This window comes from Endozoicomonas atrinae (assembly GCF_001647025.1).
Lineage (GTDB): Bacteria > Pseudomonadota > Gammaproteobacteria > Pseudomonadales > Endozoicomonadaceae > Endozoicomonas > Endozoicomonas atrinae.
In genome coordinates, this window is record NZ_LUKQ02000060.1 from 1 (window position 1) to 19753 (window position 19753).

14 protein-coding genes and 1 pseudogene are annotated in these 19753 nt (G+C 48.2%); 6 read left to right on the forward strand and 9 right to left on the reverse strand.

The window, feature by feature from the left end; all coding sequences use genetic code 11:
• Positions 1-210: 210 nt before the first annotated feature.
• Together AK963_RS10655 and AK963_RS10660 are read left to right on the forward strand one after the other, a co-directional pair.
• Entirely contained in the window at positions 211-585 is a 375-nt protein-coding gene (locus AK963_RS10655) for a hypothetical protein (protein ID WP_066015434.1), read from the forward strand.
• A gap of 395 nt (positions 586-980) precedes the next feature.
• Positions 981-3764: a hypothetical protein gene (locus AK963_RS10660; protein ID WP_139117351.1), complete on the forward strand. Its 2784-nt coding sequence runs from the start codon at positions 981-983 to the stop codon at positions 3762-3764.
• Positions 3765-4098: 334 nt separating this feature from the next.
• Here AK963_RS10660 and AK963_RS10665 read toward each other — a convergent pair whose 3' ends face one another.
• Positions 4099-5397 (reverse strand): M18 family aminopeptidase, encoded by a 1299-nt coding sequence (locus AK963_RS10665; RefSeq protein WP_066015436.1) that lies wholly within the window; start codon positions 5395-5397, stop codon positions 4099-4101.
• Between the two features lie 100 nt (positions 5398-5497).
• Between AK963_RS10665 and AK963_RS35275 the strand changes: the two are divergent.
• Positions 5498-5998: pseudogene (locus AK963_RS35275) on the forward strand (tRNA-queuosine alpha-mannosyltransferase domain-containing protein); the annotation flags it as partial.
• Complete coding sequence (locus AK963_RS35280) at positions 5975-6598, forward strand: glycosyltransferase (protein ID WP_338011549.1); 624 nt, start codon at positions 5975-5977, stop codon at positions 6596-6598. The pseudogene AK963_RS35275 and the gene AK963_RS35280, both read left to right, overlap by 24 nt.
• Before the next feature lie 16 nt (positions 6599-6614).
• Here the strand turns inward: AK963_RS35280 and minE are convergent, their stop codons facing one another.
• Genes minE through minC form a run of 3 tightly spaced genes read right to left on the reverse strand, consistent with a single transcriptional unit; the run spans position 6615 to position 8527 of the window.
• Positions 6615-6869 (reverse strand): cell division topological specificity factor MinE, encoded by a 255-nt coding sequence (gene minE, locus AK963_RS10675; protein ID WP_066015437.1) that lies wholly within the window; start codon positions 6867-6869, stop codon positions 6615-6617.
• On the reverse strand, positions 6866-7681 hold the full coding sequence (minD, locus tag AK963_RS10680; RefSeq protein WP_066015438.1) for a septum site-determining protein MinD: 816 nt from the start codon (positions 7679-7681) through the stop codon (positions 6866-6868). The genes minE and minD overlap by 4 nt, the downstream gene beginning before the upstream one ends.
• A 48-nt stretch (positions 7682-7729) precedes the next feature.
• Complete coding sequence (gene minC / locus AK963_RS10685) at positions 7730-8527, reverse strand: septum site-determining protein MinC (RefSeq protein WP_066015439.1); 798 nt, start codon at positions 8525-8527, stop codon at positions 7730-7732.
• Between the two features lie 104 nt (positions 8528-8631).
• On the opposite strand from minC, the gene lpxL reads away from it, so the two are divergent.
• Positions 8632-9597, forward strand: coding sequence for an LpxL/LpxP family Kdo(2)-lipid IV(A) lauroyl/palmitoleoyl acyltransferase (gene lpxL / locus AK963_RS10690; protein WP_238593693.1), 966 nt, complete (start codon positions 8632-8634; stop codon positions 9595-9597).
• A gap of 352 nt (positions 9598-9949) precedes the next feature.
• Positions 9950-11899 carry a BCCT family transporter gene (locus AK963_RS10695; protein WP_066015440.1) on the forward strand — a complete coding sequence of 650 codons (1950 nt, stop codon included), beginning with the start codon at positions 9950-9952 and terminating at the stop codon, positions 11897-11899.
• Between the two features lie 257 nt (positions 11900-12156).
• Here the strand turns inward: AK963_RS10695 and rapA are convergent, their stop codons facing one another.
• From rapA to AK963_RS10720, 5 genes are all read right to left on the reverse strand, one after another.
• Positions 12157-15045 (reverse strand): RNA polymerase-associated protein RapA, encoded by a 2889-nt coding sequence (gene rapA, locus AK963_RS10700; RefSeq protein ID WP_066015441.1) that lies wholly within the window; start codon positions 15043-15045, stop codon positions 12157-12159.
• A 580-nt stretch (positions 15046-15625) separates the two neighbouring features.
• Positions 15626-16381: an outer membrane protein gene (locus AK963_RS10705; RefSeq protein WP_066015442.1), complete on the reverse strand. Its 756-nt coding sequence runs from the start codon at positions 16379-16381 to the stop codon at positions 15626-15628.
• A gap of 194 nt (positions 16382-16575) precedes the next feature.
• Positions 16576-17127, reverse strand: a complete 552-nt coding sequence (locus AK963_RS10710; protein WP_066015443.1) for a protein disulfide oxidoreductase — start codon at positions 17125-17127, stop codon at positions 16576-16578.
• Complete coding sequence (locus tag AK963_RS10715) at positions 17124-19226, reverse strand: protein-disulfide reductase DsbD family protein (protein ID WP_066015451.1); 2103 nt, start codon at positions 19224-19226, stop codon at positions 17124-17126. The genes AK963_RS10710 and AK963_RS10715 overlap by 4 nt, the downstream gene beginning before the upstream one ends.
• Before the next feature lie 96 nt (positions 19227-19322).
• The gene (locus AK963_RS10720; protein WP_066015444.1) at positions 19323-19721 is read right to left on the reverse strand and encodes a hypothetical protein; all 399 of its coding nucleotides are present in this window, start codon (positions 19719-19721) and stop codon (positions 19323-19325) included.
• Between the last annotated feature and the right edge of the window lie 32 nt (positions 19722-19753).

The following is a 19753-nucleotide window of genomic DNA, read 5'->3' on the forward strand; positions in this document are numbered from 1 at the left end:
TACTGTCCAGAGCAGACTTAACTATGATTTCCATGAGAGGAGGTATCAACAGATAGATTATTAGGATTCTCTACTCTGGTTGATTCCTCTCATGGTTGCCTATTTCGGAAAACTGTCCGGACTATTGATGAGAAAATAAAGCAATTTTATCATAAGTGGCGTACTCAAATTTATTTACAGCGCTTTACTATTGATGATTTGAGAGACAGTGTGGACTCTATCTCTGAGGAGTTAAGCGCTGGTGAGTTGGATACACTGAGATGGCATCTCCAGGAAGTTAAAAAAGCTCATAAAAAAATGGGGGATATTCTACCACTTTTAGTGTTCTCAACCTGTCTGCTGGATCAGGCTTTTGATGACAGGAAGAACTGGCTTTCGAAAATTCCCAGGGTCGAATGTGAGCGGCAAGGTGAGGCTGGGGAAAAGCAGTCCTTGTCGCTAAGTGCTGGTGAGCATCAGGAAAGACTGAAATCTAATGGACAGATGGTCGATGAACTTTTACATCATCATCTGAGGCTGCAAGATGAGTTGACTGCCCTTAAAAAAGAGGAATCTTCTTCCAAAGAGAGTAGCTCGTCAGCCTAAAGGTTGGGGGGGCGTATGGGTAATATCATTGCCAGATTTTAAATTATAAAAATATGACTCACCAATTGATCCAAGCTATAGAGTCTCTTAGACTGAATGAGCCCACTGTTGGAGACCGGCGAAGTTGTTGAAATTTTATTGGTGAGAAAGTAATGATTTATAATGTTGAGTTTGCTTTTGGTAACTTTGTTATATTTATAAAGTAATGAGATTTAGTTATTTAATTTATTGATTAGAATAACGAAAAGGATTCTATTGTTTTAAATTACATTCCCTTTTGTTATGGCTAGCTCCCAAGGCAGCTATTGATATTTATAGTTCAAGTCTGAACTTTTATCATTTCAGGTTTTCTAATTAAAACAGTAAACCATCTACGAACCAAGAAGAATTACATTGTGCAGCCACAAGCCAAAGTGCTCTATCCAGGCGGGGAGTACGTTAATGTGCAGGTTATTCCAGCATCAGGTCAAATTATTTGCCTGCCTCAACCTATACCTCCTCAAACTTCATGGAATGGGATGCCTGTTGCGAATACAGGGACGGCGACTATAGGCTACATACCGCCTCCTGGTATTAGCTATGTCCCAAATACTCGGCAATTGATGAATCCCCCACCTTTTCAGATTCAATATCCGCCTGTACAGGTTGCTGAGCATTGCACTTCTTTTTTGCAAACTGTGAGCCCTCCTGAAGGGATCTCAGGCAAAGGTTTTGACCCTGACGATTCCGAGATTAAATATCCCCCGGGCATGGACGCTGAAAATCAAGGAGATTGTGGTGGCAGTGCTAAGCTGGTACCTGGCTTGAATCCATTGGCGCCCGAATTCAAGCCAGCACCTTCTGGAGCAGAAACTAATAGTACTGATATTGAGATAAGGTCGGCTACAGGTGTTGTGGCGAGTGAAAGCAAAGCGCAGGAAAAGTGCAAAGGGCTGCCGCATTCCGCAGATAATGACCTAGCAAACTCCATATCAGTTGCCGGTGTTGCTACTGAAAATGCCTTATCTTCTGTTGATAAAACAAATTCTGTAACACTGGAGGTTACTGGAACTAAACCTCTGGAGCCTCCCCTTTCACTTGATATGAGAGCGGTAGGTAAAAGCAAGTCAGCGCTTCCAGAGCTTTCGGAATTGCTTGTTCTGGGTGCGGACGATGAACCTGGTGCTCAGGCAAGCATTGAGGAGAGAAAAGGAAATGAATTAATAGAGAGTGAAAGCCAACAGGTCAAGGTGAAAAAGAAAAAAAGAAACAGGAGAAAAGTGAAGCAGAGTGGCAGTGAGTCTCAGCAAGGAGGCTCTTTGAGGGAAGGTGTCATTTGTGGAGTGCAGGCCAGAAATGTAAAAGAGCCAGCTTTTCAGGCGCGTGTTGAACCCAAAGAAAAGCAGGTAACTATCCTTCGACGGAAGGATTCGGTCCATAAAACCTTGGAATGCAGTGCTCCAGCAGCGGAAGGGGCAGATATAAAGGGTAAAGGAAAAAAAAGAAGGGGAGGCAAAGATGACTCTATTATGCCTGAACATTTTGAAATACTGGCTGATGATTTTCGCAAGGGTAATTTGTCACAATGCTGTGAGCAGTTTAAAGCGGTTATTGATCTAATGGATCGACGGGGTCAGGGGCGTACAATCCGCGTTTCCCATCTCCATTTATTGACCTGTGTTTATATAAGGTTGGATGCAGGTGGTTGCTTTTCTTCTCTGAATTCATCTGGAAAGAATAAGGAGTGGTGCATTGGGGAGGAAGTTGATAGATTCAAAGAAAGGTCAGCAGAAGTTATTCTCACTGGATTGCGTTGCAGATTAAACGAGGCATCAAAAAAGGATAGCATTTTTCTGGCTGAAGTGTTCTCTATGATTGTCAAGGAAAGAAGTCGAGGTTTTGATCTTTCTACTTTAGGCGATGGACTTTCCAAACTGTTGTTTTTTTTAGACCAAGCTCCATTCACACTGTGGTCGGAAATGGCTCCTGATATAGCGAGTTATAATGATATTGGATTTGAATTAAAGGAAAAGTTAATTGCCGGGTTTTATAAGGATTTTTTGAATAGATTGGAAACAGAATCCTCGGGAATTTTTAAAAATAATACAGCCATTATTAATGCATTCAATTTTTTCATGAAAGCCTATTGTTTTTTACAAAATCGTTGTAGTCTTGCAGGGGTTCCAGAAAGGTGGAATAAATATCAAAAAATGATTTTTGAGATTTTTCATGAAAAAAACAGATGCGTAAAGGAACATCAATCTCTTTTAGATAAAAAAATTGAGGAAAAGCAAAAGGATCTGGATGAGCTCAAGCTGAAACAAGAGGCCGAGCTTGCAAAGAGTCCAGATAAAGATGGTCTTGAGATGACAGGTAGGGAAGGGGAGGAAGTGGATAAAGTAAAAGAAGACAAATATCCTCTGCCTGTTTGCCCTGCCACTGCTCAGGTCGCTATCAAAAAAGAATCAGATGAGGCCAGGTTTGACACTGCTATGGCTCTTCTCAGGAAAGGCGACTCTGATCAAGCCATGGCACTATTTAAAGAGATCTGCAGCCAGAAAAATAGAAGCCTTTTTTACTACTATTCCAGAGTAGAGTTGATAAAAATACCGCTGAAATCATCCTGGTACCTCTCTTTACTGGATACGACAAAGGAGTTGTCTGCAATGTCCAAAAAATATTACTGGGATTATCGATATGGGCGAGAGGATATGAGATATACGATACAAACGTCACCAGAAGAGCTTGAAAAACTATCTGCAGATGTCAGTAAATTGTGTAATGACCTGGCTGTGCAACTTTCTGCACCAATAATGGATCAACTTTATGTGCTGGATGAACTGATGGCAAAAAGCATTGAGCTAAAAGATACTGGAGAAGAGCTACTGACTGATGAGTTTCAGATTCAGATGCAAGACGTTCAAAAAGAAACTAGCAAGATGAAATGGTTGCTTGAGTCAGCTGGTCTGGCAAATGTTTCAACACAAGAAGCATTTCGCTTCCGCAGTTTGTGGTTGAAGAGCCTGCCTAAAAAACCTTCTGGCAGGCCTCAAGGTGCTAATGCTAATAATAGAAAACATTTTGTCGAGAGCCCGCAGCAATGCTTGAGCAAGCTGGAGGAGGAGGCTGAAAAGGTAGAAGCGCTTTTATCCCGGCATGGTTGTATTGAAAAAATGGCTTCAGCTTTAGTTGGAGGGTAAACGATATCTCTAGGGCCTGTTGATGTTTCGCTGCGTGCTCAGTGGTCCTGAAAAGCGCCATATGCGCGAAAGATTTGCGTAGCGTGTAGTTATTCTATATCAAGCATGTCTGACAAAGCAGGTGGCGCTTTTCTGGGTCACCCTCCGGGCGGATCAGGGCGTCCCTATGTCTTCGTTGAGACATTTTGAAAGGCAACTGGCCTTTATGCTCTTAGGGTATTCCTGCAATGCCACGCCTCGTCATAGGAGCGCCCTGATCCGCTGAGCTTGCAACAAAACATCATTAGGCCCTAGATATTTGCTGGCTCTCGTTTAAGAGCCAGCAGTGAGATAGTTAACTGGTAAATGGAAGCTCTGCCAGTTTCATAAAATGGGATAACGTTTTACTGAGTTCGAAGGCATCTTCACTCCCAGCCAGCTCCCTGATTGAGTGCATGCCAAATGTTGGCAACCCAAGATCCAGTGTGCGTACGCCCAGTACACCGGCGGTCAGTGGCCCAATAGTACTACCGCAGGCCATATCGGTACGGGTAACAAAGTGTTGGACTTTGCTGCCGCTAGCCTGGCAAAGCGTACGATAAAGAGCAGAGGTTTCATCATTGGTGGCATAACGCTGGTTGGCGTTGACTTTGATGACAGCTCCGTGATTAAGTTTCGGTGCGTGATGCTCGTCATGCTTACTGGCATAGTTGGGGTGGATGCCGTGGGCATTATCCGTTGAAATCAGCATTGAGCGGTTCATGGCTCGGGTCAGAGACTCACCGGTTCCATAAATTCTTTCCAGTACACTCTTCAGGAACGGTCCCTGAGCACCGGTGGTTGAGACACTGCCAACTTCTTCATGATCATTACACACCAGAAGAGCGGTCGCGTCAGATGCTTTGTGATTAATCAGAGACTCCAGGCCAACATAGCAGCTGAGCAGATTGTCCAGTCGAGCACTGGCGATGAAATTGTCGTTCAGACCAATAACGGCAGCACTTTGGGTATCATAGAAAGAGAGGTCATATTCCATCACTTTCTGGCAGTCGTTGTGACCTTGGCGTGTCAGTTCTTCTTTCAGTAGCTCCCGGAAATCGACTTTGTCATCATCGGCGAGCTGGAAAAGGATCGGGGGAATGTCGTTTTGTGGATTGACTGCACGGCCGCTATTCACTTCGCGGTCTAAATGAATGGCCAGACTGGGGATGATGGCGATAGGGCGCTCAAAATTGATCAGTTGATGGCAAAGCTGATTCTGGTCGTTGAGGTATTGGACACGGCCGGCGAGTGAAAGGTCACGGTCGAACCATGGGTTTAACAGGACGCCGCCATAAACCTCTACGCCTAGCTGAAAATAGCTGTGCTTGTTCAATTCTGGCTGTGGTTTTACTTTCAGGCAGGGAGAATCAGTGTGTGCTCCCACCATTCTGGCGCCCAACTCGGTTTTGCCCATGGTAAACGCAACAATGGAAGATCCATTACGGCTTACGTAATATTTTCCGCCTTCTTTGAGAGACCAGAAGTCTGACTCATTCAATGGCTGGAAGCCCGCTTCCTGAAGTTTGGCCACCATGGTGGCTACCGCATGGTAAGGGGTTGGAGAAGCATTTAGGAACTGGATAAGCTCCTGATTAAAGTGTTCTTTGCTCATGGGGCTACCTTGCAATTGAAGTTGTGATCTTACTACAAAGATATGTTTTATTTCATTTCGTGATGGGATGAGTTTGCGCAAGTTTATATTAGGACGATGAATGAAGATTCTTCTGCTTTCGGCTTATGATGCCCTGAGTCACCAGTACTGGCGTAAAGGCTTGGTGAGGGCCTTTCCGGAATATGACTGGACAGTGCTGACTTTGCCTCCCCGCTATTTCAGCTGGCGTCTACGTGGAAACAGCCTCACCTGGGCGTACTCGAAGAGAGAAGTGCTCAGTGCTGGCTATGACTTACTGATATGTACCTCAATGACGGACCTGTCGGCGCTGAAAGGGATGGTGCCAGCATTGGCCAATGTGCCAGTACTTTGCTATTTCCATGAGAACCAGTTTGCCTACCCGGCTTCCGGCCAGTAAAATGCCACCGTCGAGCCATTGATGCTGAACTTATATACGGCCCTGGCAGCTGATCAAGTGCTTTTCAATTCAGCCTATAATCGACAGACCTTTCTTGAAGGTGTGCGGCAGTTATTGAAGAAACTGCCGGATTTTGTGCCTGGTAATATTCTCGACCTGTTGCAGGAGAAGTCATCTGTTCTGCCTGTTCCGCTACCTGATGATGTTTTTCTTAAAGAGAAGCATAACAGCCGTGATGTGTTGCAGATTGTATTCAATCACCGCTGGGAGTATGACAAGGGTCCTGAACGTATGTTCAATGCACTGAAGGCTCTTGATAGCCGTGGGGTGCCTTTCAAAATACATGTTGTCGGACAGGCCTTTCGTCAGGTTCCGCCGGTGTATGCAGAAATGCGCAAAGTGCTTTCTAAAAACATTGGTTACTGGGGGTTTATTAACAGTGTTGAGGAGTATCGGTTATTGCTCCGGACCAGTGATGTGGTGCTGTCTACCGCTATTCATGACTTTCAGGGGATTGCTGTGCTGGAGGCGGTGGCGGCGGGTTGTGTTCCTGTGGTTCCCGATCGTCTCGCATACCCAGAGTTATTTGCCGGGCACCTTCGTTATCCATCCTTGGAAAGTGAGCCGGAAAAAGAAGCGAAGGCCTTAGCCAGCCATCTTGAAAAAATAGCCAGAAAAAAAGAACAGGGGGAGAGACTTATCGCTCCAGATGTCAGCGGTCTGGGATGGAGCGCATTGAGACCTTTCTATCAGCAGTGGGTCATCAAGGTGGCAAATGGCTGAAGGTGTTCAGCTGCCGTCAGTTCGGCAGCTGAACATTCACCTCCAGAATGGAGCAGCCATCCTGAGAGTCCAGCTTGATGTCAATGCATTCCTGCTGGATCTCTATGTACTTTTGAATAACCTGAAGAATATCCCGCTCCATGGCTGGCAAAAAATCACGCCCACTTCGACTGTTCCGTTCATGGGCTACTATGATCTGCAGCCTTTCCTTGGCAATCGCGGCGCTGTTGTCTTCTTTGCGTGATGAGCGGAATAGCTGCATAAGATTCATCCTATTCCTCCAAACATGCGCTGTAAGAACCCTTTCTTGGCGGGTTCTAGGAAACGGTGTGGTATGTCTTCACCCAGGAAGCGGGCAACCACATCGTTGTATGCCTGACCGGCATCACTGTCGGTATTGCATACTACCGGTACCCCCTGGTTGGAGGCTTTTAATACAGAGGTAGATTCAGGAATGACACCAATCAGAGGTATCGCCAGAATTTCTTCGACATCCTGAATATTAAGCATTTCTCCGCGTGTCACCCGATCAGGATTGTAGCGGGTTACCAGCAAATGCTCCTTAACGGGTTCAAGATTTTCTACCGCACGACGGGACTTACTCTGCAAAATACCCAGGATACGGTCAGAGTCACGAACGGATGAAACTTCAGGATTCGTGGTAATAATAGCCTCATCGGCAAAGTAGAGTGCCATCAGGGCACCGTGTTCGATACCTGCCGGAGAGTCACAGATGATGTACTCAAAGTCTTTCGCCAGCTGGTTCAGGACTTTTTCAACACCTTCGTGAGTGAGTGCCTCTTTGTCCCGGGTTTGAGAGGCCGGCAAAATGGATAGGTTCTCTGTGCGTTTGTCTCTGATCAGAGCCTGATGCAATTCGGCCTCACCGTTAATTACATTAACGAAGTCGTATACGACACGTCGCTCACAGCCCATCAGGAGGTCCAGGTTTCTAAGGCCTACATCAAAGTCAATGACAACTGTCCTGTGACCTTTAAGAGCCAATCCTGTTGCAATGGAAGCACTGGTGGTGGTTTTTCCGACGCCACCTTTTCCAGAAGTCACAACAATAATACGAGCCAAGGTGAAATCCTGTCATAAATCAAGAACTGAACTGTTGTCCAGTATTTCTTAAAGTTTCTTTATGTGCAAGCTTTGCTCCTCAAGGGATACAATTACACTGCTACCCCAGAGAGGATCACTGTTATGGGATGCTGAGGGCATCTTATACTGACCGTTTATGGAGATAAGCTCTGCCTCAAACTGCAGGCAGAAGATTCTGGCATCGGTATTGCCATTGACACCTGCCAGAGCTCGGCCGCGCAATGGACCGTAGACGTGTATATTGCCGCCTGCCAGAAGCTCTGCGCCGGAACTGACCGGGCTGGTAATGACCAGGTCTCCCTCTGCATAGACTTGCTGACCAGAGCGAATCGGATGCTCTATGAGGGTGGTCTTCTGTATCACCGGTGGCGTTTGCGTCTGGTTAGCAGCTTCTGCTGCAGGGCTGCTGGCGGTGCGGGACTTCTGCATGATGACAACATTGGTTTCAACATTATCAGCAGAATCTTCATCCTCTTCCCGGTTTTGCTGCCTTGGGGATGGAAGCCAGGGTATGCCTGCCATCATGGCATCCTGTTTATGGCTTTCATGACCGCCACGAACAGCGATCAGAATCAGGCCAAACTGCTGGAGGTTGTGTCGCAGTTTGTAAAGATCTATCGGTGGTTGTTCCTGGCTTAGTCGATCAAAGGCGATGATAACAGGCGTCTGCTGGAAAAAATTGGGCGCCTTGCGTGTCATGTTCTCCAGCTGATTGGTAATATCCGCTGGATTCGTAGAATGCAATTCAAGAGTAGTCAGTGTATAAATACCACCTGTCATCTTGAAAGCTGCAGCGGCAGTACCGGTTTGCAGTTGAAGGGTCATAACGTACAACTCTGATAAGCAGCAGATTAAATGGTCAGCTTTTTATACAACAGATTGTAGCGTAGAGAACTCAACGATCAGATACAAGTATTGAATTAATCTATATGTCGCAAAACATGGCTGATGCCCGTATGTCGCAAAACATGGCTGATGCCCGTGAAGATGATGTCTTTCGCCGGGCATATCTGCACCCGAAGTACTGGCTTACCTGGCTGGGTATCGGGTTAACGTTTATTCCTTCCCTGCTGCCTTATCGCTGGATTCTCCAGCTGGGACGATGGCTGGGGTGTATCGCTTATTGGGTGGCTGGTGACCGTGTTCATGTTGCCCGGGTCAACCTTGAGAAATGTTTTCCTGAGCTTAGCCAGGACGAAAGAGAAATACTGCTGAAGAAAAACTTTGAGTCAGTAGGTATTGGTATTATGGAGGTTACCATCGCCTGGTGGTGGCCTTCAGACAGGCTGGAGAAAATTGTATCTTATAAAGGGCTTGAAAACTTGGCGTCTAACGACGGAACCATCCTGATGGTCATGCATTTCACCACCATAGAGCTGGCAGGCCGCTTGATCACCCAGCGCCACAGCGTGGATGCCACCTACCGCGAGCACGGGAATCCGGTTTTTGAGTACGTTCAGCGTCGTTTAAGGCATCGTTTTGATCCTGGCAGTCAGTTGTTGAGAAGGCGAGACGTTCGTGGAATGCTTCGCTCACTAAAGTCGGGCAGGACTGTCTGGTACTCTCCTGATCAAGACTATGGGTCCAAAAATGGACTCTTTGTGCCTTTCTTTGGTATTCCGGCAGCAACGATTACCAGTACCTCTCGCCTTGCCAAAGCAGGAAGGGCTAAAGTGGTACCCATGACGGTGACTCGACTTCCTGACGCCAAAGGCTACGAGGTTCACCTGCATTCTGCGTTGGAAGGCATTCCTTCCGGTGATGATTATCAGGATGCGCTTCAGGTTAACCAGTTTGTCGAACAGCAAATTCGCGAGCATCCTGAGCAGTATATGTGGCTGCATCGTCGTTTTAAAAATCGTCCTGAGGGTGAGGCTGACTTTTACAGGGGCTGATTTAATCATTGGCCACTCAGCTATTGAGTGTCCAATGCCCCCTAAAAGGCAAGTTTCCCGCCTAATGCTGTCAGTAGATTGTAAAATAATCAGGCGGATTATACCTACTCCGTTGTTTACCTATTCCCTTATTCATAGCGCGTGCTGATTGATATTGCCAATAGTTTTGTAGGTCTTTCTACTTATTACCTTTTCGGTAATTCCGATATATAAATGGCGGGTTGGAGTGGCATATCAGGCATGATGTTCACCATGAACATGAAGCCAGAGAATTTAACATCCTTATTGCGCACACCTGAAAATTATTGTTTTAGCAGCTGCAACGGCTGTTTATTCTTGAAGACCAAAGACGATGGAAGAGCATTTTAAGCTTATTGATAAGCCGACCTTTTTTGGTGCGGTTATTTTGTTGATCTCGGTAGTTATACCATTAGCACTGTTTCCAGATGAGGGGGCTCACTGGATTGCTATAGCTAAAACATTCATGACCGATACGATGGGTGTTCTGTACCTGGCACTCGGTCTGGCCGCTGTACTGTTTATGACCTATGTGGTTTTTTCGGATATAGGTCAGATTAAACTGGGGGATGCGGATGAGAAGCCTGAATTCTCTACAGCGTCCTGGGCTGCCATGCTCTTCTGCGGTGGTATTGGTGCCAGTATTCTTTATTGGGGAAGTATTGAGTGGGCTTACTACTATCAGGCGCCACCATTCCAGCTGGAACCAGGCAGTGAAGAAGCTGTTCGTTGGGCGGCAACCTACGGTATTTTCCACTGGGGACCAATCGCCTGGTGTATCTACATGATACCAGCGTTGCCTATTGCTTATTTCTTTCATGTGCGTAAGAACCCGGTACTGAAAGTATCAGCAGCATTGATGCCGGTACTTGGCGAAGCGCGCAGCAATGGCCCGATTGGTAAAGTGATTGACGTGCTGTTTATCTTCGGCCTCCTGGGTGGAGCGGCAACCACTCTGGGTCTTGCGGCACCCCTGATTAACGAAGGGTTAACCTACCTGACCGGAATTCCATCGACCAATGCTACACAGATTGGTGTGTTGATGGTATGTACCGCGCTGTTTGCATACTCCTCATATAAAGGGATGGATGGTGGTATCAAGCTGTTGAGTAATATCAACTTCTGGGGTGCTATTGGTCTGCTGGCCTTTATCTTTGTCTGTGGCCCAACCTTGTTTATGGTGGAAACCGGATTAGATTCCATTGGCCGGATGATGTCCAATTTCTTTGTAATGGCTACATGGGCAGAGCCTTTTGGTGGCTATGGTACATTTGAAGATACTCATTTCCCACAGGACTGGACTATTTTCTACTGGGCTTGGTGGCTGGTGTTTGCGCCTAGTATGGGGCTTTTTGTTGCTCGTATCTCCAAAGGTCGTACCATTAAGCAGATGGTAGCTGGAGCTATATTCTGCGGATCCTTTGGCTGTGCCGTTTATTTCATGGTTCTGGGTAACTTTGGCTTATCCCTGCAGCTTTCTGGTCAGTTGGATGTTGTCAGTATTTTGAATGAGCAAGGCGCTACAACCGCGATCTTCAGTGTTCTGGAACAGCTGCCATTCAGTTATCTGATTATCGCGCTGTTTACCGTGCTCTGTATTATTTTTACTGCAACCACGTTTGACTCCATCTCCTTTATTCTGGCGTCGGTTGTGCAGAATAATGTGACTGAAGACCCTATGCGCTGGAATCGCCTGTTCTGGGCGTTCACATTGTCACTGATGCCGTCTGTGCTGATGTTTATGGGTGGTCTGTCAACATTGCAGACTGCAGCTATTGTCGGTGGTCTGCCACTGTTGGTGATTGCGGTGATGTTGATGGTTTCTGCCGTGAAAGCCACGATGCTGGATATTTCACGTCAGGAAGGCTATGAAGAACCGACCATCAATATTGAAGAACTGCCAGAAGTGGATCCATGGAGTCTGGAAGGTTCTGCATTGGCTCGTTTTGAACAGCTGAAGGATCAAGCGACAGAAGCTGTAAGTCTAGAGCGTCAGGCGCATGAAGAGCTGGCAGCACTTAAAAAACAGATTCGTATGGAAGCCATGGCACGTGGTGCAACGGGCTCTGATCTTGGAGATGCGCCTGCACATATGCTCGAGGAAGTTGAGCGACTGACCCAGGTTGCCATCGAGGCCAATGAGAAGAGACAGGCTGCATCTGAACTGGCTCAGCAGGCTCGTATGGAGTTCAATGAGCTGATGCGTCAGAAAGAAGAAGGGCAGCGTGAGCTGGAGCGCCTGCAGGCTAAGGAAGAAATTCTGATGCGTATGGGGAAAGCCTGATTTATACAAGAACAGGGTTGATCTGCTGATTTTAAAAGCGCCCTCATTACTTTGTTATTGAGGGCGTTTTGTTACCTGTTGCAGAGTGTAAGACCTGTCAATCGTTATCAGTCTATTAGAACTGGCAGGAGTTTTGTTGTGAGCTTAAGTATCAGATAGCCAGATCAATAGAGGGTGGAAAGTGCGATTGTTCCTATTTAGAGAATAAAAAAGACCGTTGCCAGTTTCTGGAAACGGTCTTTTTTTAGACGGAAAGTTTAACCGGCAATCATAATCCGCAGGGCATCCAGTCGAAGAACTGCTTTCTGCAGTGCCTGATGGCCAAGTGCAGCGCGATTCTTCAGGTATTCAATCTCTTCACTGCGGACGTTCGGGTTAACGACCTTAAGAGCCGCCAGTCGTTTGATTTCTTCGGTCACATCCGTTAGCAGATTCTGGCAGGCCTGATTAACAATGGGTTGTACTCGATCTTTCGAATAGCCTTCGGCTTTATCCAGCATCGCCAGGAATGGTGCTCTCTGAGCATTCACCAGTTTTTTGGCAACGCCGCGTTTCAGAGGCTGAAGCTGGGCATTCAGAGTATCAAACGCAACCTTTTCAGACAGGTCGTTGAATCCCGGGTCAATCAGGCAGCGAATCGGTGTGGCTGGCAGGTAGCGATCCAGCTGCAGGGTCCGGTCTGCACTGGTTTCCACCACATAAATCGCTTCCAGCAGCATAGTGCCAGGCTTCAGGGCTTTGTTTTTCAGCAAAGCGACAGAAGTGTTCCCAAGCTCGCTGGTCAGCACCATATCCATACCTTCGGAGACAATCGGATGCTCCCAGGTCAGGAAGTGCATATCTTCTCTGGATAGTGCCATTTCCCGGTAAAATGTAACGGTCATGCCATCATCTGGAAGGCCCGGGAAGGTGGTGATCATATGACTGCCTGGCCGGATTACCAGACAGTGTTTGGAATAGTCTTCCGCCTCAACACCAAAGCCTTCGAAGAGCTTCTCCATAAACCGCTTGAGCTGTCTTGGCTGTTCCTGCTCTTCAATGTCATTGATCATATCTTCATTGGAGATCAGGCCTCGGGAGTTCAACTCCAGAAGTCGGTCTCTGCCTTTATGAAGATGTTCCATCTGTTGCTGGTTCAACTGGGTGGCCTGGTTCAACAGGGTGTCCATGGCTTCTGTGGAGGTTTGACTGCCGGGTTGCAGATAAGGTACCAGCTCTTCACCCAGTTGCATCTGAACCATGCTGCCAGCAGGGCAGGTATCGGCAAAGGCGTTCAGACCCTGATCATACCAGTGGAACAGAGCCTCCTGACCTGTGCCAAGCAGATAGGGGACGTGAATCTTGATGGCTTCAGTCTGGCCAATACGATCCAGTCGCCCAATACGCTGTTCCAGCAGGTCGGGATGTTCGGGCAGATCGAAAAGCACCAGATGATGAGCAAACTGGAAGTTACGGCCTTCACTGCCAATTTCAGAACAAACCAGTACCTGGGCGCCATGCTCCTCTTCGGCAAAATAGGCGGCAGCACGGTCCCGCTCAATAATGCTCATGTTTTCGTGGAAAACAGCTGCCGGGATGCCGGAAAGTATGCGCAGGGCATTTTCCAGATCCAGTGCAGTATTTGCATTGGCACAGATAACCAATACTTTCTCTTTCTTAAGCAGCTTGAGCAGGTTCATCAACCAGTCTACCCGGGGGTCGACTTTCCACCATGGATCCATATCGTCTACACGGATCTGTGCCTGATAGGCCAGTTCCGGATAGAGGTTGTGTCGGTAGTTGGACTCTTCTTCCAGGGCGATTTCGTAGAGTTCAGGAAGCACCTGCGGGTAGCCCTGAACAGCACGACCAGAGAATCCGCCAACGGCTGCGCGGGTATTTCGAAACATGACGCGGCCGGTGCCATGACGATCCAGCAGGCGGCGCAGCAGTTGTGTGCGGGCTGTGCTTCGTGCCTCTTCATCGTCCTGATCAGGTTCTTTATCCAGGGCATCAATAAGGGGCTTGCTGTCTTCTCCCAGGAAGCTGATCAGATGATCTCTTGCCTGGGCCGGAAGCGCCTGATTTTCATTGCCAAGCAGCTCCTGAACGGCTTCGGCAACCGGCTCATAACGGCTCTCTTCCGCTTCAAAGGCGGCAAGATCATGAAAGCGGTCTGGGTCCAGCAGGCGTAAATGAGCAAAGTGGCTCTTGGCACCCATCTGTTCAGGTGTCGCGGTCAGCAGCAGTAGTCCTGGAATCTGTTGGGACAGCGCTTCAACACATTGGTATTCAGTATTGGTTTCTTCTTCAGACCAGATCAGGTGGTGGGCTTCATCCACAATCAGCAGGTCGAAGTCCGCTTCCAGGGCCTGTTTGCGACGCTCTTCATCCTGGCAGAGAAAGCCTATGCTGCAGATAATCAGCTGCTCGGTATTAAACGGATTTTCATCCGGGGACTGACGGCAGCGCTCTTCGTCAAAGACACTGAAGCGCAGGTTGAAACGGCGCAGCATCTCGACCAGCCATTGATGCACCAGACTTTCCGGCAAGAGAATCAGTACCCGGCTGGCACGGCCGGTGATCAATTGTTGATGCAGGATCAGGCCGGCTTCAATGGTCTTACCCATGCCTACTTCGTCAGCCAGCATAACCCGCGGCGCATGGCGCTGGGAAACTTCGCGGGCAATATGTAGCTGGTGAGGGATCAGACTGGTGCGAGGGCCAATCAGGCCGCGCATGGGTGACTTGCGCAGGCCGTAGTTATACTGGAGCGTTTTGTAGCGCAGGGTAAAGTTGCTGTTCTGGTCAATCTGACCCGCCAGTAAGCGATCCTGTGGCTTATTAAAGCGAATATGGTTGCCCAGCTCAGCTTCCGGCAGTTGACGTGTTTGCCCATCAGGCAGGGTTCCACAGTAAGTCAGCAGGCCATTTTTCTCAATCACCTCGGTAACCAGTATGGTCCAGCCCTCGTGGCTTTCGACACGATCTCCGGGGTTGAACTCAACGCGGGTCAGAGGGCAGTTGTTTATGGAGTAAAGTCGGGTTTCCCCGGTTGCAGGAAACAGCAGGGTGACCATGCGACTGTCAAAGGTGAGCACTGTGCCCAGTCCCTGTTCGGTCTCAGTATCACTAATCCAGCGTTGCCCAGAAACGAAACTCGTCATATTTGACTACTAACCTTGCCTGACTGACAGACCGCTATTATACGATACCGACTGAGCGGTGCGTAGGCCGGAGATGGACCTGCGGGCTGTATTTTGAAAATGGTTTACGGTGAGAGAGCCTCTGTCATCAATAAGAAGGCTCTCAGGCTACTTGGGCCATCTCAATCATACGCTTCCCTGCAGTATTTTGCCTGAAGATTATGACCGATGTTCCAAAAAGCGCGCTATATTAGCGGAATCCTCTTAAATTGCACTACGGGGATGACCGAAATGTAGAGTGCCTTGATGATTATAGACGGGAGTTTGCCTTCTATTTACCCGGCTTTGTCTAATACCAATTAAACTTTCTAAGCCCGTTATGAGCATGATGGACGGGAGTGTTAGATAATACCCTGAAGGGCATAAAGGCGAAGTGACGAGTCATAGCCGTAGCTATGGCGAGGAACTTCAACGCAGGAATACGCTTCAGGCCGTTAGCGCAATAGGGAGTTAGAAAGTGCAATTGGTATAAGATGGTGTTCTGGGAGCGTACTGCACAGGAACTGTGCTATAGCCTGTGCAGGGGGGGATCGACAGAGTTTCAGAAGTGGTAACGCAGGCCCATCAGCAGTGTGGTGGATTCAAGTTTACCCTTTAGTGACTCGTCACCGGTAGCAGGCAGGTTTTTCAGTTCCCAGTGTCCCAGGTTTCGATGTTCTACACCAAGATCCAGAGCGAGGTGCTTACTGAATATATAGGAAAGGCCCACACCCGCTGTCCAGGCCATTTCATTACTGCTGTTATCATCCCATTTTTCGTTCCAGTTAGCGTTTGCAGAGAAGGTCTGTACTCCAGAAACCTTATTTTTTGCATAGCCTGCGCCAGCCATAACATAGGGGACCAGGTGTTTATTCAAGGGGAAATCGTAATAGGCTTTGAGCATGTATACTTCGGACTCAATACTGATGTTGTTGTACGCGGTTCCATAAAGCGTCGCATCGAATGGTCCTCCTGATACTGACCAGCCAAGCGAAACATCAATCTGGTAATCAGATTCTTTCTGAAAAGATCCTTCAAGCTCCATGCGGAAATGGCGGTTAAATACAAGCCCGGCACCGAAAGCACCCACTGCAACGCTGTGATCATTCTCTTCATTGGCTATTCCCATACTCCCGTGGAAAGTATCAGGTTCAGTGCCTGCACCTGCAGCAGCAATGAATGGGTTGACCGCTTCAGTATCCTTGATCGCAGTATAAGCAGCCCCTCCACGTGCAAAAGCATAGAGATCCATTGCATGACTGGTGGCCGGTATGGCAAGAACGAGGCTGGCCAGTATTGAGTTAAACATTTTCATCATTTTTACCGTTCCATGGTTAGAGTGTCTTTTTTAAAAAGCGATAACTGCCAGCTTTATTATTAAAAAGGATAGACAAAATATGAGGGGCTGTATCAGTAAGTAATGGATGACAGCATCATGCCTTTCCTTACTGATGCGGCATCCATCTCAATTATCAATGAGGAATCATTGGCGAATTGGGAGCGTTGGCTAAGTTATCCTGCCAGCAGCATTCTCAGCCAGACTCCAGGTGGTGTAGCGATCCCGGTAGTTGAAGACACGACCTCGCCATTTTTTACGATGACCAGAGTCGGTGTCGCACTTATTCCCCATTGCCGCGCAATACCCCCCCTGTTGTCATTCACCGTTGGAAAGTTGTACTCATGATGTTTCAGGTAACCGGCTAACCGGGAATCTTCTCCTGAAGAGAGGGCAACGGAGACCACCGGATAATCACTGTTCATCCAGTTAACCGTGGGTGAAACAAAGCGGCAGATTGAACACCAGGTGGCCCAGAAGTAGATCAGCACCGGTTGTTCATGGCTGAGGGCCTTTACATCAATATTTTCTCCCTGAATGGTGGTGACCATCATGTCTGGCATGACTCCATCCGGCAGGGATTGGCCGCGCCAGAGATCGACGGCAACGCTGACAACGGTAAAGATGATGACCATGAATAGGGCTTCGCGCAGCCAGCGTTTAAGCCGACCCGTTTTTTCTACTGGCTTTTGGGCAGTTTCACTATTCTCAGTATTTCCCTGTTTCATTGTGCACTCCCTCTGGCCTGTTCAATCGCCTTAATCACTGCCTCACTGCTTAGAATAACAGGCAGCTCAATACCATCCGGGGCTCCCGGGCCATAAACGATATTAAAGGGTACACCGAAGCGGCCATAGGATTGCAGAAATTCCGTTACATATTCTGAAGGGCGGGTCCAGTCTCCCTGCATGGTTATCAGATCATCAGATTGTAGCTGTGAATACACCGGTTCCTTCTGGAGCACTCCGACTTTGTTGGCTTTACAGGTAATGCACCAGTCAGCAGTAATATCGACAAATACGGTGTTCCCTTGCTCAACTGCTGTCGCTATGGACTCTGTTTCCAAGGCATGCCAGTTAATCTCGGCCGTAGACGATGTAGACAGACGACCACAGGTGAAGCTGAAGAGCAAACCGGCTGCGGAGACAAAGCATAAAAAGGCCAGTGTTATGACAACACAGCGGCTGCCTTTTATGCGTCCAAGCCGCCAGAGCAGTGCGCTTATAAAGATGATACCTATGAGCAGCGTTACTGGGATACCAATGAAGTTTGTCATCAGACTAAGCAGCCATAGGCTCGTAGCCAGCATCATCAAGCCAAAGAGGCTTTTTACGGTATTCATCCAGCGGCCCGGTTTGGGCAGCACGCTGGCCAGCTGCGGAAAACTGGCGATCAGTAACCAGGGAATGGCCATACCAATGGCAAGGGCGGTGAATACCAGAAATAGCACCAGATAGTCGGCCCCCAGGGCAAAGGCAACGGCTGTACCCAGAAAAGGTGCGCTGCAGGGGGTGGCCAGCAAGGTGGCAAACATACCTTGAACAAAGTGGCCTGAATACGAGCTGTCACCACGGGTGGCGACCCAGGTAGTCGTATTGCTGGATAGCCTGATTTCAAAGAGCCCCAACATATTGGCAGCAAAAATAGCGGTCACGAGAGCCATCATGCCGATAAACCAGGGGCTTTGAAATTGAATCCCCCAGCCAAGAGCCTGTCCTGAAATCTTCAGGGTGATAAGAAACAGCGCAAGTAACCAGAATGACACAATGATTCCACCGGCAGACGCCATAAACTGGTGGCGAATCTGCCGTTTCTCCAGCCCTTGGGCAGCAATCACGCTGCTTAATTTCATGCCCAGTACTGGGAGTACACATGGCATGATGTTGAGGATTAATCCACCGAGCAGGGCAATGACCATAATGGTCAGCAGCCCTTTGTCCTGATGCCCTTTGATAGGCTCACTTCCCAGTGTTGCCTGCAGCTCTGTGGCCAGATTCTGGTCAGTTATCACCAGAGGCAGAGCTCTATTGTGCAAATCAATGGGCTCAAGCCAGTTGGTCACTTTGAACGAGGCAGTGATTGTGTCTCCGTTTACCTGGATATTCGGAGTGTCAAAGATGAAGTTTTTCAGCTCATCGCTACTGCTATCCACGAACACATCCGGATCTTTCCAGCCCTGTGATCTGGTTATCTGGAAGGTGGCGGTTTCTTTTGCCTGATCCCAGAAGGCACTCATCACTTCAACCGTATTTGATGGCCTGGGAACTTGGCTGATTCCCTGGTTGTACAAATGCAGGGCCTGTTCAGAGAGATCAAGCTGGTCAGACTGGAAAGTCAGGCTCAGCTCATAGTCGTTAAGCACACAGATATTGGTGCATGAGGGCATGGTCAGTGTGCCAAGAAACCAGACCGGGTCCTGCATATTGTCAATATGAAGTGTCAGTGGGAAAACAACCCGCTCTTTATACCCCAGGGTTTCCACGCCTAGGAACTCATAACGACCCGGGACAGGCCAGTGCCACTCAACCCCGGTCAGGTTTTCGGATTGACTCCAGTCCATAGTGGGCGCGACACCGCCTTCACCAGGCGAGCGCCAATAGGTTTTCCAGTCGCCATCAAGCTGAACCTCAAGCAGACCTTCGACAGTGTTAGCCTGAAGATCCACCTTTCCGGTTAACATAAAGCGAAGCGATACAGGTGGATGTCTCGGGTCGGTTAACCAGCCGGTGCTGATCTCAGTTGCCGTCGCTTTCAGCGGCAAAAGTGAGAGCAGCAAAATGTTCAGAAACGACCAGAGAATAGTCAGTGTTTTAACAGGGTGTTTCAATGTCAGGTACTCCAAATAGACACAAATCGGCAATACAGAAAAGCATGCCCACAGAGACTGCTGTGAACTTGCTATGGTCAGCGATTTAGGTTGTGTCTATTCCTGAAACACACACAGTACCAAGTGATGCCTGCGATGGGGGGGAATCGGTTCCGTCAGAAAAAGAAGAGTGATCCTGCTGCCTGTGCAGAGCCAGGCAAGAATCAAAAGGAGTAGTGGAACTAGCAAAGCTCCGGGTTCAATAAGCTGCAACTGGACCTGAACCAGGTGATTACTCAACTCGCATTCCGTCTCGACGGGCTCGGGAATATCCTGTTGAATGCCTGAGTCGAAGGCACTCACGAAACCACTGGCAATATGATCAGCGTTAATCGGGCAGGTACTGCCCAATCCGGCCCGTTGCCACAGGCATACAGCCAGTACCATACCGACCAGCAGTATGCACTGCCGGGCTATGGATTGTTTATGAGATTGGCTGAAGCCTTTGATTATCAACCTTGAGATCCCACTCAGAATGATCTTTTAGA